At 64.5% G+C, this 13762-nt stretch carries 10 protein-coding genes; 4 read left to right on the top strand and 6 right to left on the bottom strand.

Going from position 1 to position 13762, the window contains the following annotated elements; all coding sequences use genetic code 11:
* Positions 1–47: 47 nt before the first annotated feature.
* From Pflav_RS34520 to Pflav_RS34505, 4 genes are read right to left on the bottom strand one after another with little or no spacing between them, the layout of a single operon-like run.
* Positions 48–3248 carry a type I restriction endonuclease subunit R gene (locus Pflav_RS34520; protein WP_173040918.1) on the bottom strand — a complete coding sequence of 1067 codons (3201 nt, stop codon included), beginning with the start codon at positions 3246–3248 and terminating at the stop codon, positions 48–50.
* On the bottom strand, positions 3249–4469 hold the full coding sequence (locus Pflav_RS34515; protein WP_173040917.1) for a restriction endonuclease subunit S: 1221 nt from the start codon (positions 4467–4469) through the stop codon (positions 3249–3251).
* The gene (locus tag Pflav_RS34510; RefSeq protein WP_232072245.1) at positions 4466–6046 is read right to left on the bottom strand and encodes a class I SAM-dependent DNA methyltransferase; all 1581 of its coding nucleotides are present in this window, start codon (positions 6044–6046) and stop codon (positions 4466–4468) included. Before Pflav_RS34510 ends, Pflav_RS34515 begins: the two co-directional genes overlap by 4 nt.
* A gap of 57 nt (positions 6047–6103) precedes the next feature.
* A complete protein-coding gene (locus Pflav_RS34505) occupies positions 6104–7837 on the bottom strand; it encodes a hypothetical protein (RefSeq protein ID WP_197938807.1) in 1734 nt (577 codons plus the stop codon).
* Between the two features lie 569 nt (positions 7838–8406).
* On the opposite strand from Pflav_RS34505, the gene Pflav_RS34500 reads away from it, so the two are divergent.
* A complete protein-coding gene (locus Pflav_RS34500; RefSeq protein WP_173040915.1) occupies positions 8407–10014 on the top strand; it encodes a DUF6119 family protein in 1608 nt (535 codons plus the stop codon).
* 78 nt (positions 10015–10092) lie between these two features.
* Positions 10093–10749 carry a hypothetical protein gene (locus Pflav_RS34495; protein ID WP_173040914.1) on the top strand — a complete coding sequence of 219 codons (657 nt, stop codon included), beginning with the start codon at positions 10093–10095 and terminating at the stop codon, positions 10747–10749.
* Between the two features lie 38 nt (positions 10750–10787).
* Here the strand turns inward: Pflav_RS34495 and Pflav_RS34490 are convergent, their stop codons facing one another.
* Both Pflav_RS34490 and Pflav_RS34485 read right to left on the bottom strand, forming a co-directional pair.
* Complete coding sequence (locus Pflav_RS34490) at positions 10788–11453, bottom strand: DUF2637 domain-containing protein (protein ID WP_173040913.1); 666 nt, start codon at positions 11451–11453, stop codon at positions 10788–10790.
* Between the two features lie 139 nt (positions 11454–11592).
* Positions 11593–11847, bottom strand: coding sequence for a hypothetical protein (locus Pflav_RS34485; protein ID WP_173040912.1), 255 nt, complete (start codon positions 11845–11847; stop codon positions 11593–11595).
* A gap of 277 nt (positions 11848–12124) precedes the next feature.
* Here Pflav_RS34485 and Pflav_RS34480 point away from each other — a divergent pair, with 277 nt between their 5' ends.
* On the top strand, positions 12125–13483 hold the full coding sequence (locus Pflav_RS34480; protein WP_173040911.1) for a DUF2786 domain-containing protein: 1359 nt from the start codon (positions 12125–12127) through the stop codon (positions 13481–13483).
* Between the two features lie 19 nt (positions 13484–13502).
* Positions 13503–13724 carry a hypothetical protein gene (locus tag Pflav_RS34475; RefSeq protein ID WP_173040910.1) on the top strand — a complete coding sequence of 74 codons (222 nt, stop codon included), beginning with the start codon at positions 13503–13505 and terminating at the stop codon, positions 13722–13724.
* Positions 13725–13762 lie beyond the last annotated feature (38 nt).

The following is a 13762-nucleotide window of genomic DNA, read 5'->3' as shown; positions in this document are numbered from 1 at the left end:
CTTCGGCGACCTCGCCGTGCCGTGCGCCCGCGCGACTTGCAGGTTGCTTAGGCCGAAGCTCGCCGGGCGACGTAGTGCGGCGCCATCGCCTCCATCTGCTCGATTACCAGCCGGATCGCCTCAGGTTGCTTGTCCGGCGGGTACTTGTGCCGTACCAAGAGCCGTTTGATCGACGATCGCAGCTTGGCGCGCACGTCGTCGCGCACCGTCCAGTCAGTCTTCACGTCGCGCTGCATGATCCCGACCAGGTCGCGAGCTATCTGCGCGAGCACGTCCTCCCCCTGCAACCGAACCGCAGACTCGTTGGCGCTGACCGCGTCATAGAACGCCAGCTCGTCGTCGGATAGCGGTGGAGTGAACTGGGCGCCGCGGTTACCTTCGGCGGCTACCTCCTTGGCGAGTGAGATCAGTTCGGCGATGACCTCGGCTGAGGTGAGCTGTTGGTTGGTGTATTTGCGCATCAGCTCGGCGATCCGCTCTGAGAACGCGCGCTGTCGTACCAGGTTGTGTCGGGTCACCCTGGTGGACTCCTCGACGAGGAGTGCACGTAACGCTTCGATCGCCAGGTGCGGGTTCGTCGCTGCTTGCGCCTTGGCCTGGAACTCGATGCTGAGGTCGCCGAGGCTTGGCCTAGGAATGCCGGCTGCCTCGTAGATGTCGATGATCTCGCCGGAGGCCGTCGACGACGCCACCAGCGCCGAAAGCATCCGCTGGATCTCCTCGGGTACGGGCTTGCCTGCGGCTTGGCGTTCCTGGGCGTCGAACTTGCCCATCCACACCCGAACCTCTTCGTAGAACTTCGCGTCTCGGCGCCGCAGGTCGCCGAAGGTTTCGCTGCCGGAGGAGAGCGCCCAGGCACGGGCGAGTTGGTTGGACAGCTTGCGAAATCTGTCGCCGAGGCTCTCCTCGCCTTCTCCGACCTGGTTGCCGGGGGTCTGCGGGGAACGCAGGTAGTTGGTGAGGCCCACCGCAGCTTGGATCCAGCTCCTCGGCCCGCCGTCGAGGCGAGAACGCCAGTCGAAGCCGGCACATACCTCATCGAGTCCGGCCATCAGCGTGGAGGCCAGCGCCACGGCCTCATCGATGTCCTTGCCGACGGGCTTGGCGGCCTGGTCGTCAGCGGTGTACTCGGCCAACGCCCTGGTTAGATTGTCGATGAGTGGTGCGTACGCCACCAGGAGGCCGTCGGGCTTGCCGCGGAAGGTTCGGTTGACCCGGGCGAGGGTCTGCATTAGCAAGGCGCCTTTGAGTGGCCGGTCGAGGTAGAGCGTGTGCAGTGGCGGGGCGTCGAAACCGGTCAGCATCATGTCCTTGACGATGACGAGCTCAAGCTCGTCATCGGGATCGCGCAGCCGCTGCTGGATCACCTTGTTCTCCGCAGACCGGCGCACGTGGTTGGAGATCGGCGGCTCGTCCTGCGCCGTGCCTGAGTAGACCACCTTTATCTTTCCCCGATCGAGGGCAGCGCTGTGCCAGTCGTGCCGCAGCCTGACGATCTCCTCGTACAGGTTGGCGCAGATCTCGCGGGTGCCACAGACGACGAGGGCCTTACCCGGAGTATTGATGAACTTGACTAGCTGCCCTGCCCGGTTTTCCCAGTGTTCCACGACATCTTCCGCGAGGGCCCGAAGTCGGTCCGGGGCGCCGTACATCGCGTTGATGACGGCGACGGACTTCTCGATCCGGGCGCGCTCCACCTCGTCGAGCCCGATGGTGGCCTCGTCGGCAGCGCGATCCAGGTCCGCTTCGCTGACGCCCCGCGTCAGCTCAACCCTGATCAGGCGTGGCTCGAAGTACACCGGCACCGTTGCGCCGTCCTTCACCGCCCGGGTCAGGTCGTACGTGTCGATGACCGGCCCGAAGACCTCCTGCGTGTTGCGGTCCTCGAACGAGATCGGCGTGCCGGTAAAGGCGATGAACGAGGCGTTCGGCAAGGCGTCGCGAATATGCCGGGCGTACCCGTCCAGGTCGTCGTAGTGGCTGCGGTGCGCCTCGTCGGCGATGACGATGATGTTGCGCCGCTCCGACAACAATGGATGGTCCGCGCCGGCCTCACGCTCCTCTTTGGTACGACCGAACTTCTGCAACGTCGTGAACAGGATGCCGCCGGTGGTTCGGTCCGTCAGCTCACCGCGCAGTTGGGCACGAGTTGTTGCCGCGACCGGATCCTCCGCCAGCAGCAGCGAACGCGCGAAGCCCTCGAACAACTGCCCGTCGAGCTCCTTGCGGTCAGTGACCACGACGAAGGTAGGGTTCCGCAACTCAGGGCGCTGGCCAGCGAGATGGACGTACAGCTCCATCTCCATGGACTTGCCGGATCCCTGCGTATGCCACACCACGCCCGCCCGGCCGTCGCTGTTCACCGCCGAAACAGTCGTCCCGACAGCCTTGGTGACTGCGAAGTACTGATGAGGCTTGGCGATCCGCTTTGCATACCCTTCAGCGCCGCCGTCGAAGGCAGTGAAGTTACGCTGAAGCTGGAGGAACCGCTCCAGATTGAAGACACCTTCGATGAGGAACTCAATCTCGGTGCCCAGATGTACGCCGGCGACCACCTCGCCGAACCGTACTGGCTTTCCGTCGTCGTCGACGTTCCAGGGCGAGTAGTGGTTCAGCGGGGTGAACGGGGTGCCGTAGCGCGCGGTGATCCCGTCGCTGATCACCGTCACCACCGCGAACCGGAACGCCATCGGAAACTCTCGCAGGTACGTGGCCAGCTGGGCATGAGCCGCAGCCAGGTCGGCCTTCGCGGAGGCTGCCCGCTTTAGCTCGACGATCGCTACGGGCATCCCGTTGAGGTACAGCACCATGTCGAACCGGCGGTCCACTTCAACCGAGCGCACGGTCACCTGGTTTACAGCCAGAAACTCATTCTCCCACGGCAGATGACTGACCAGCCGAATGGTCGGGTTCTGCTCCACACCGTCGGAGTCTGTGTAGCTGATGCCCCGGTAACCCTTGGTCAGGATCTGATGCAGTCGGTAGTTCTCAGCGACCGCGTCCTGCGACGTCGGCTCAATGATCTCGGCCAGGGCCTGCGCCAGGTAGTCGCCCGGGACATGCGGGTTTAGCTCGCGCATCTTCGCCAAGATACGGCTGGGCAGCACAATGTCCGACCAGGCTGTGCGGCCGCCGTCGACGCCGGGAGCGATCGCGCTGCCAGACAGCGGCTGCCACTCCTGCTCGGCCAGCGCCTCCAACGCAATCGCCTCCCACTGGGCCTCACTGACCCCCGACTGCGTCACCACTCAGACCACCTCCTCCACAACCTTCTCGGCGTCCCGCACACCAATCCGGCCCGCCAGCAGCAACGGCAACAGCTCATCCCGGGCACCTGCCAATGCATCGTTCTCACTGGACAAAGCATGAATACTTTCGATCGCAGACCGTTGGAAGGATCCCTCGTCTCGCTGGACCGAAATCTCGGGAAGTGGGGCACGAAGCGATCGAATATCTTGAAGATTGACATACGGTGCCATGTCGCTCTTGTGCATGACTATGGCAAGCTGATCTGCCAAATCGCGAGAGTTGAACCACGCCGCCAGGTAGCCGAAGTCAACAACGTCTTCCTTAAAGATTCGGAAGTAGCATGTCTGAGGGCTATAGACAACTTCTTCCATGCGTGCCGGGACGATTGCGACTCTACCCACGGTCCCTTTTGTAGTCAGTACGATGTCGCCACTCCTGGAGACCTTTGCGCCGATTCGAGTGCGGTAGTCGTTGGAGACGTATTCTGCACCGTCCGGAAATATCCGGAAGTCACGAACGTCCGCCGCTCGGAGGATTCGAGGCCCGGGAGTCCCATGTTCCGATCGCTTGGTGCGATATCCGTCTCCCAGTCCGAGTACTCCATGATCCACCAGTTCGCCCAGAGTAGTGCGTCTCGCTGGATAACTTTGCAGCGCGCGCCTAAAGCGAACGTCGGATAGTTCTCGGGCGGAGGCTATGGCGTGCTTATTGGCGGCGATCTTGTCGTCAAACGCACCGAGAACGTCGGCAATTGCGTGCTGCTTTGACAGATGAGGAACACCCGACATGGGAAAGATCCTCACGTCAGCTACGTTGAGATGAGGAACCGTTGATCCAGACGCTTTTGCGAGTAGTTCCCTCTGGCGCTCAGGAGAGATTAAATAGTAATAGAGGAATCGAGAGTCGACGACCGAAGGATTGGGGCGCAGTAGCACGGTCCGTTGACCTGGAGCGACGTTCTCCGCAGGAGGAATCCGCACAACTGGACCTACCGGAGCCTCGCGGGCCAGCAACAGATCGCCGACCCGAGGACGGAGTCGCGCGGTCCAGTCGTCGAATGTCGACTTACTAATCCGCCTAGCCTCAGAATAGTCAATGACGTTGCCGCGCATAGCCGGAGTGCCAACGGCGAAGTATCCACCGAACTCGTCCAATGGCGCGGTTTTGTGGGCGCAATCTACGATCACGGAGCACAAATTGTCGAGGATCAACCTTGTCATGACAAGCGCTCCAGCTGCTCCCGTACGACCTTCTCTAGGCGGGCTGACTCGTCGAATGCTCCGAGAAGTTCCTTCGACAGACGCGCGACCTTCTCGTCGATTGGCTCGCCGTCATCGGTGGCTTGGACTGCGCCAACATACCGACCTGGGGTAAGCGCATATTGAGCGTCCTTGACGTCGGCCAGTGTGGCGGACATGCAGAAGCCAGGGATGTCTTGGTACGTCAGGCGCTTGCGGGCGGCAGAGTCGGTGCCGCGCCAAGCGTGGTAAGTGTCGGCGATTTTCGCAATGTCCTCGTCCGAAAATGATCGTTCGGCGCGGTCAACCATGTAGCCGAGCTCGCGTGCGTCGACGAACAGCACCTGACCCCGTCGGTCCACTCCGCCGTTCTTGCCGGCTTTCTTGTCTTTGGAGAAGAACCAAAGGCACACCGGGATTCCCGTACTGCGAAACAGTTGCGTGGGAAGTGACACCATGCACGAGACTAAGTCGGCCTCGACGATTCGCGCGCGGATCTGGCCCTCGCCGTTGGAATTTGACGACATAGAGCCGTTCGCCAAGACCACACCGGCGCTCCCGCCAGGCTTCAGCTTGGAGATGATGTGCTGGAGCCAGGCATAGTTGGCGTTGTTGGCCGGTGGGACTCCGAACTGCCAGCGCGGGTCGTCTTCCCGGCGAGTCCAGTGCTTGATGTTGAAGGGCGGGTTTGCCATCACGTAGTCCATCTGGATGTCTGCGTGCTGGTCCCGAGCAAAGGTGTCACCCCACCGCGCCCCGAGGCCGGAGTTATCGATGCCGTGGATGGCGAGGTTCATCTTCGCCATCCGCCACGTCTCCTCGATGCTCTCCTGACCGTAGATGGCGACATCCTTTGGGTCGCCGTCGTGCTCGTAGATGAACTTCTCGGTCTGGACAAACATCCCACCCGACCCGCAGCACGGGTCGTATACGCGCCCGCGGGACGGTTCCAGGACCTCGACGATCACCTTGACCACGCTTGGCGGAGTGAAGAACTCGCCGCCTCGCTTGCCTTCGGCCCGAGCGAAGTTGCCGAGGAAGTATTCGTACACCTCGCCCATGAGGTCCCGGGCCCGGTGCTCGCCTTGGCGGCTGAACTTGGCGCTGTTGAACAGGTCGATCAGCTCGCCGAGGCGGCGCTGGTCGATGTTGTCCTTGTTGTACAGCCTGGGCAACGTGCCAACCAACGCTGGGTTGGCGCCCATGACGGCACTCATCGCCTCGTCGATGAGCTGCCCGATGGTCTTGGCCGGCTCGTCGCCGATCGCCGGCCTGCCCTTGGCATTCTCCGCCAGGAACACCCAGCGTGCTGCAGGCGGGACGACGAACACTCCGTACCCCTGGTACTCCTCCGGGTCGTCGATCAGCTCTTCGATCTGGCTATCGTCCATACCTTCAGCGGTAAGCTCCGCGCGGATATGCTCGCGGCGCTCGTCGTACGCGTCCGAGACGTACTTGAGGAAGACGAGACCGAGGATGACGTCCTTGTACTGGCTGGCTGATAGGGACCCACGCAGGCGATCGGCGGCCTTCCAGAGAGTGTCCTTCAACTCCTTCATTGTCGACGGCGCCGACGGCTCCTGCCTCTTGCGCGGTGGCATTATCTATCGTCCTTCCTAGGGCCTGCTTCGGGGCACAACACTCACCGCGCCGGCGGCTACGCCGTCGATCAGGGCGGTGATGAGATCATGCAGGGCGGCCTGCCGATCCCGCAGCGCCGCGCCGTAGGTGGACGCATCAGCCAGCGCTGCTTCGAGCGCCTCGGCAGCGTCAGAGTCAAGACGGGGGACACTCCACGTCGGCCACTCCCTGGTCGACGATTGATAGTTGATGATGGCAGCCATCGTGTGCGGGCCGACACCGGCTCCTGATCTCAACCGCAAAATCCGAGATGGAGATGCCACCAGAGCGCCACCACGTTCGTCAACGCGGGCACACGGACTCGTGCCTCCGACGAAAACCACGTCGCCGGGCTCTGTCCGGCTGGCCCGTGGGTAGAGGCGCGCGGCGTCGAACGGGTCCAGTACTACACCATCCATCGTGCCGTCCGCGCTGAGGACCAGAACCGAGCCGTCGGCTACGCCGGCATCGGAGTCGATCCGGCTGCCCCGATGGACTTCCATCAGACCGGCGTCGCGCAGCTCGCCCAGCGACCTTTGCCGCAGCACCATCGTTCCGGGTGCCGCGGTCACCAGCACGTCCAAGGGGGGCTGGGATTCCACCGTGACCAACGCTGCGGCTTGCACTCGGTCCAAGTGATCGTCGGAGGACGCTTTCAAGTGGGGTGCCCGTGCCCCCTGCGGCACGATTGGTGAGCCGGTCAGGATGTCGGGCAGGTCAGCGACGCGGAGATAGCGGAACGCGCGACGACTGTCTCCGGACAGTGCCCCAGAAATGTCCGCGGACACGTCCTCCACGGCCATGTCTGTAGGCGGGAACGCCCCGAGGTCGGCCACCATCGGTCGGTCCGTAGTCCGGTCGCCAGTGCAGATCCACATGCCGAGCGCCTGACGGTGCGCCTCCCGCCACATCCCGCGCGGCAGGCGTACGGCGGCGACGAGTCGTCCCGGTCGGAGCATCTTTGCCCTGAACCGCTCGTCATCGCCACGCAGCGGCTCACACAACGCGCTCGCCGGTCCGATCACGACTCCAACCTCGTTTTTGCCCAGGCCGAGTAGCAAATCATCGACCTTGTCGAGGGCCGCGCCGAGCTCTTGGCCCAGCACGGACAGTACGCGTACCAGCGGCGGGACCGCGTCGTCCGAAACATCGAGGCCGTGAATCGCCACGCGACGGCGTAGCGCACGCTCGGCCGGTCCGTTGCCGACGACAACCAGTTCGCGCGCATCGGAGCCTACGGCCAGCGGGAGACCCAGCGGACCACCTGTCAACACGATCGGCACGCCGTCCGGATCGAGATACAGGGTGCCGGCTCGGATGACGGCGTTGAGCAGGGCCGTGGCCTCCACCGTGAATTCCCGGCGGCCGAGGGCTCGACCAGCCGGGCCGCCCTCCAGCCGCGCGAGCGCCTCGGGAAGACCGCGGGACGCCTCAACCAAGTCGTCAATGAAGCGCAGGCCCTCGTCGTCAACGCGTAACTGCCTGACCTCGGTCAGAAGGAATCTGTCGCTGCGGTCGCCGCGCTCCGCCAGGCTCTCCCGATCGGCCGTGGTCAGGTCGCCGAGGTCGGTGTCGCCGTACGCATACAGGCAGAGCAGCGTCACTAGGTCCTCCAGCGACACGCCTACCGGGACGCTCAATGCCGGGGCGTCGAGCTGTTGCTGGGCGTTGTTGCCCCTACCCGTACGCGAAAGCCACTCGACGACGTCGTCCCGCTGGAAGCGCTCCACAGCGCCGGTCGTAGACACGGCATCAGGGAACGGCATGTGCTGCCCGCGGACCCGCGGACGCCGGCGCCACATGCTCACCACGGCGCGCTGCACGCCTGCTAGGGCAGCGATGTCACGAAGCGTGAGTGTGGGTTCAGCCACGGTCGCCCTTCCTCCCTTCGGCCGCACGGTCCTCAGAACGGTAAACCTTCGCAAAGTCTTTCAGCCGAGCATGAAACTGATAAGGGGACTTATCGGAGATTTGCTTCAGGATTTGCACCTCGTCTGTTGTCGTAGAACCGCCCAGCAGGTCAACTACCGCCCAGACCGGGCAGCGCACGCGCCCAAAGCGGGCACCGGAAGGACCACGCCGCGAACGCGGGACCTGCCCCGGCCTCTTCTGAACCGTTTGACGCTGGTCCTTCGCATGACGGACCAGTGATCACTCCGCGAAAGGCAAGTCCATGAATGATGCTGCGACTCACACCACACCAGACCGACTCAACTCTCGTTCAAACCGCGCCCCTCGCCAGCGGTACACCGCGAGGGCGTCCCGTCCTCCGTCCACATACCGCACCACGCTCTACCGGATGGACCTCGAGGCCCTTGGCCTCACGGATCTCCGTGCCTGCCTGAACCAGCGGTATCTACGGCAGCACGACTTCTCGGTCATCTCGACGGAGGTCGCCGGTGCGCCGGCGCTCATCGTTCTCGGGGATGTGCCCCAGCCTGCGGCCGACTGGTGTCCTGTCATCGCGGGGCTTACCGGAGACGCCGTGACCGTTGGGTACAGCAGTGCCGGCTGCGCGTTGCTGGTCGTGGTCGACGGCGAGGTGTACGCCCTGACCTACGGCACCCTCGGCCGCTTCATGATCAACCTGGATCGCGTCGACCCCGGATTCGGCATCACGTTCGCGACCCGGGCGATCGAACCAGATCGGATCAAGCGGGTAACCCGTCGAGTCCTCGCCTCCACCGGACGGGTCGACCGCAACCTAGTGCCCGGCGGCCAGCACATTCGCCGCTACGGCATCGAGGGTTGGGGGGAGATCGTCGGCCAGCTCTGCGGAAAGCTCAACAATGAGCAGCTCACCGTCACCCGCGGCACCTCCAGGGCTGTGTCTGTCGCCGCAGCGGACTCCCTACAGATAGCTGTAAGCACTGATCCAGTCGGGTTGCTCGACGACCTGCGGGAGATCAGCCGCGTCTGCTCGCTCGATACGCCCGCACCCGAGTTGGATTTCATCGCTCAGGTCCGCCCGTTGCGCAAGGGCGACCGCACCGACGAACTAGACAAACGCCTCGACGAGATGCTGGGCGAGGAGGCCACCGATAATCTCGGGCTTGCGGTGCCGATCTCCCTAGTCGAGCACGAATCCGCGGCGCAGGCCTATGTGATCAAGGTGCCGTACCGGCGGATGTACCGTCCGGAACTCGACCTCGACAGGATTCTGGAGTGTGCACTGAGCCGACCGCCAGGTCGGCGGCTGGAGGCGTTGAAGCTGGGGACCATCGGCATGTGCGCCGATCCCGACGGCCGCGAGTTGCTCAGCCCGCCTGTCGCGGCATACAAGTGGATCACCGCTGAGATCGGATTCGGTTCGGCCCGGATGATCTACCACGAGGGCCGCTGGTACGAGATCGGCGAGCGTCACCTCGACCTCCTGCGGTCGGAGATTGAGAAGATCCTCGCCGGACCGTCGACTGTTGCGTTGCCACCGTGGACCCGTGATCTCGCCGATGAGGACGCGTACAACCGGTGGGCTGGTCGTCCCGGGAGCGGCTTGGTGCTGCTCGACAAGCAGTTCCTCAAGACCCGCCAACACAACCGCGGCCCTGGGATCGAGGCATGCGACCTCCTCGGCCCGGACAACGAGCTGATTCACGTCAAGCGTGGTGACCGCTCCGCTCCACTCAGCCACCTGTTCATGCAAGGCGAAGTGGCCGTCGACGCGCTTCTCCACGAACCCGAGGCACGCGAACGGTTGCTCGCGGTGGTACGCGCCCGCGAACCCAAGGCCAAGATCGACGCGACGTTCAAGCCCCGCAAGGTCGTATACGCGATCGCGCTCGGCTCGGGAAAGACCCTGAGTGCCGACACGCTTTTCACGTTCTCGCAGGTCGCCCTGTATCGAGCTGCTCGGCGTCTACGAGGCGACGGTATCGACGTCGAAGTCGTCGGAATTCCGACTCAGTAGCAGGTCACGACTGGGCCGGCATATGCCGGCCCAGTCGCCTATCGTGCACGGGGCGATATAACGCTGTGGAGGGCGAAGATGGTGGACGTCACGGACAGGGCAGACGATGGCGAGGAGCGGGAGCAGCTGGTTGAGTCGCTCGAGGACGAACTCAGCGGCGTGTACGGGCAGATTACGGACTTGGCCTTTGAGGTTGATGGCTACCTCGCCGACTACCGTTACGACGAGGTCAAGCAGGCCATCGAGTCGTTGTCAGGGCTCATCGCTGGCGGCGAGGTAGATGACCTTTCGAAGCTTGCCAGCCTCTGCGCGGACGCTGCTGACGCCGTCCGAGCGTCCGCCGAGATCCCGCCAGCGGTTGGAGTCGAGATTCCTCGACTGACGCCAGACGATCTACCGGCCATTCCCAAGCCCGCCGAGGATGACTACGACGAGTTCATCGACTTGCTTCGCGACCGCGAGAGTCGCTGCGCCGACCACATCCGCAAGCTTTTCGGTTCCGTCGAGCAGCTATGGGACGAGGCGGGCGAGGCCGCGCGATCGGGGCAGGTCAAGCGGGCCGAAGATGCCGTGCGCCAACTCCGGCAGGTGCCAGCTGAACTGGACTCCGCCTACTCCCTGTGGGAGCGATGCCTCGTTGACCTGTATAACGAGGACCCCGGCCGGCTCGGCTCTATGGGCGAGATGGTTAGCGGCTTCGAGAGCTGGCTGGTCGGTCGGCAGCACAGCGAGTAGGCCGTAACCTACCTTCGACTTCGCGCTATGGAGGATCGTCAGCTCGAATCGGATCTCAGCAAGCGTCGGACATGTCGTTCGGACACCCGTGCCTCAGCGGCGATGTCCGCGAATGTCGCGTTCGGACGTTCGGCGCGTATCCGGGCCACCACCTCCGCCGTCCGCGTCACGCCAGGCCGGACACGAGCACTTCCTTGGGCGGGCAACCCTTGCTGCCGTTGGCCCGGGGCCAGATGTGCTGCCTCGCCCAACAGCGCACCAGACTCTGCTGGCGGGGTGAGGTGAGTGTCCGGGCGATCGGCGTCCGCGAGGCCCGCGTCCGCCTGGTGTGCCGTATCCGGCCGGCGTGCCCGGGACAAGATCTCCACGACTAGCAGTAGCGCGATGGCTGGCCAGGCGGCCACGATCCGCGCGCCGGCCGATGGATGCGCAGCGGCTATGTTGGCCGCCACGCTGGCCGCGACACCAGCGGCGAACGCGACGCGGGCCGACCAACGCACGGCCCGCCCCTGCCGTCGGTCCTCAACCATCGCTGTGGATGCCACGATCAGCATGCCGTCCACAGATAGCGGTAATACATAGGCGACCTCGGGCCGCTCGCCGAACCGAAGTGCGACGTGGACCATGTGGCTCCAGGACGACCAGGCTGCGATCGTTGCCACCGCTGCGGTGCTTACATTGCGGGTGATCCGGGTCATGTTCATCCCCCGGCCTCCAGCGGTCTCGAAGACGTCCGGACTTTGCCCGCCGCAATTGGATGTCCGTCGTCCCCGGTGCGGACATGGACGTCAGACGCCGTGAGGCAGGTCCGTTTTTGGACCGCCCAGTCGTGTTGGGGCGGGTTCATCGGCTCCTCCCATCGGGGAGGAAGACGGTGAGCAGCGCGACGGTTCGTACGAAGGTTTCGTACGCCTCCCTCTCGGACACCATGTAGTCGCTAAGCGTGTCGTGGAGCTGCGCGACCATCTCGATCACGAGGCGCTGGCGAACCGCCTGCCGCGCGCCGCCACTGAGTGCCTCGCGAATGGCGTAGGCGAATGAGTCGTCCTTGCCGAGTGCGGCCAGCGCGGAGGACCGCCGGTCCGGCGTCGATGTCATCGGGCACCACCTCGTCCCGTGACCTGGTCAAACGTAGGGGAAGCGGGTCACCGGCGATGGTCGCGGCTTGGTTCGCATGGTGATGCCTCCGGCCCACCAGAAACGCGTGCCAGACGCGCCCTGTACGCGAGGTAGGCGATCGAGTAGCGCGGCCGGGTCGCCCTCATCGTTGCTCTTCCGCGGCTGGGGTTAGACGTTCCCCCGTCTGGGAGCCTGAGCTGACGGCCTGGTTGGTAGCGTCTTGTGGGTTTGTGTCGTCGAGTCGGGACAGAGGCCGATGGGCAAGAACAGCCGTGAGCGGCACAAAGCAAAGCGAAAGGCCGCAGAGGCGACTCAGCGTCGACGGGCCACCGGGAAGTTGGGCCCTGACGATCCATTGGGTCTGTTCGGCGTGCCGCACGTTCCGTCGCAGCGTCAGAGCGTCGAGCAGATCATCAACCAGGCGATCCACGCTCATGACCGCAAAGAGACTGCCGAGCTCGATCGCTGCCGTGCTCTGCTGACCGCTGGCCCTGGTGGTGCTGTCGGCATCCAGGTGGTCAACCGTGCCTTGCTGGCCTGTCTGCTTCGCGAGGTCGAGCACGCGTGGCGGCGCGGCTGGCAGCCGGCCGAGCTGGTACGGGTGGCCCGCCGCGAGTACACCACACAGCACAGCCAGATCGTGGTCGACGCCATCGCGGCGCAGATGCGGAGTTATTCCAGGGCGGCCGTCGATCAGCGGTGGCAGTCGCAGTTGACTGCCCTTGACGCGCAGGTGTGGTGGGAGCACGACGACCACTATGTGACCGCCTGGGGCGAGCGCGAGAGCGTCGACCGGGTCGGGATGATCGCCACCGCGATCGAGGTGCTTCATCTGCTCGCGACGCTGCCGCCGATCGAGCAGGTTGGCCCGATGCCAGGCGCTGCCTCCTCCACCACAGTGACAGCGCCCGCGGACCTCGATCAGCGGTTGATCACTCGGGTCCGGGCATTGCTGGCCAAGGCGGAGTCGACCGATTTCCCGGAAGAGGCCGACGCCTTCACAGCGAAGGCGCAGGAGTTGATGGCGCGGCACCGCATCGATCACACCCTGCTCGTCGCGAGGACGGGCGCACGCGACCAGCCAGCGACCCGCCGGGTGAGCATCGACAATCCGTACGAGGCGCCGAAGACACTGCTGCTCCAGGTCGTCGCGGAGGCCAACAGCTGTCGGGCGGTGTGGATGAAGCGGTTCGGCTTTACCAGCATCGTCGGCTTCCCGGCCGACCTGGAGTCGACCGAACTGCTATTCACCTCGCTGCTCGTTCAGGCGACAAGGGCGATGACGCAGGCCAAGCCGGACGTTGACAAGAACGGGCGCAACACGACCCGCTCGTTCCGACAATCATTCCTGACCGCGTACGCGTCGCGGATCGGTGAACGGCTCAGCTCCGCCACCGAGGAGGTGGACCGGGAGATGACCGCGTCGGCGGGCGCCGCCAATCTGTTGCCCGTGCTCGCTGCGCGCGACGACGCGGTGCAGGTCGCCTTCGAGAAGCAGTTCCCTAACCTGACACAGCAAGCGACAGCCGCAAACAATCGGGCGGGCTGGGCCTCGGGCCGGGCGGCGGCCGACCGGGCCGCGCTACACGGGCGGCAAGCGGTCGCAAACGAGTGATCCGCTGTGGTGTCAAGCCGTGACAAGCGGCGACATCTCGGTCCGCACCGCAGTGATGATCATGCACGAACAAGCGGTGCTTGGCAGATGCGAGAACCTAACCGTGAGTGCGGTCGGGACACACCCCGCGCACCTGTTGGAAGCGATCGAGCGGTACGCCTACCCGCTCGACCCACAAAAATGTCAGGAGATCGTCGCGCTGGTGCGACGGGATCATAAGTTCCACAGCCGACGACGTTGAACGGCCGGTCCGGGCACGAGTCCTACCGTTCCGTCCGA

Origin of the sequence: Phytohabitans flavus (genome assembly GCF_011764545.1) — a bacterium.
GTDB lineage: Bacteria > Actinomycetota > Actinomycetes > Mycobacteriales > Micromonosporaceae > Phytohabitans > Phytohabitans flavus.
The sequence above is the reverse complement of the archived record's forward strand: the minus strand, read 5'-3'. Positions and strand labels throughout refer to the sequence as shown.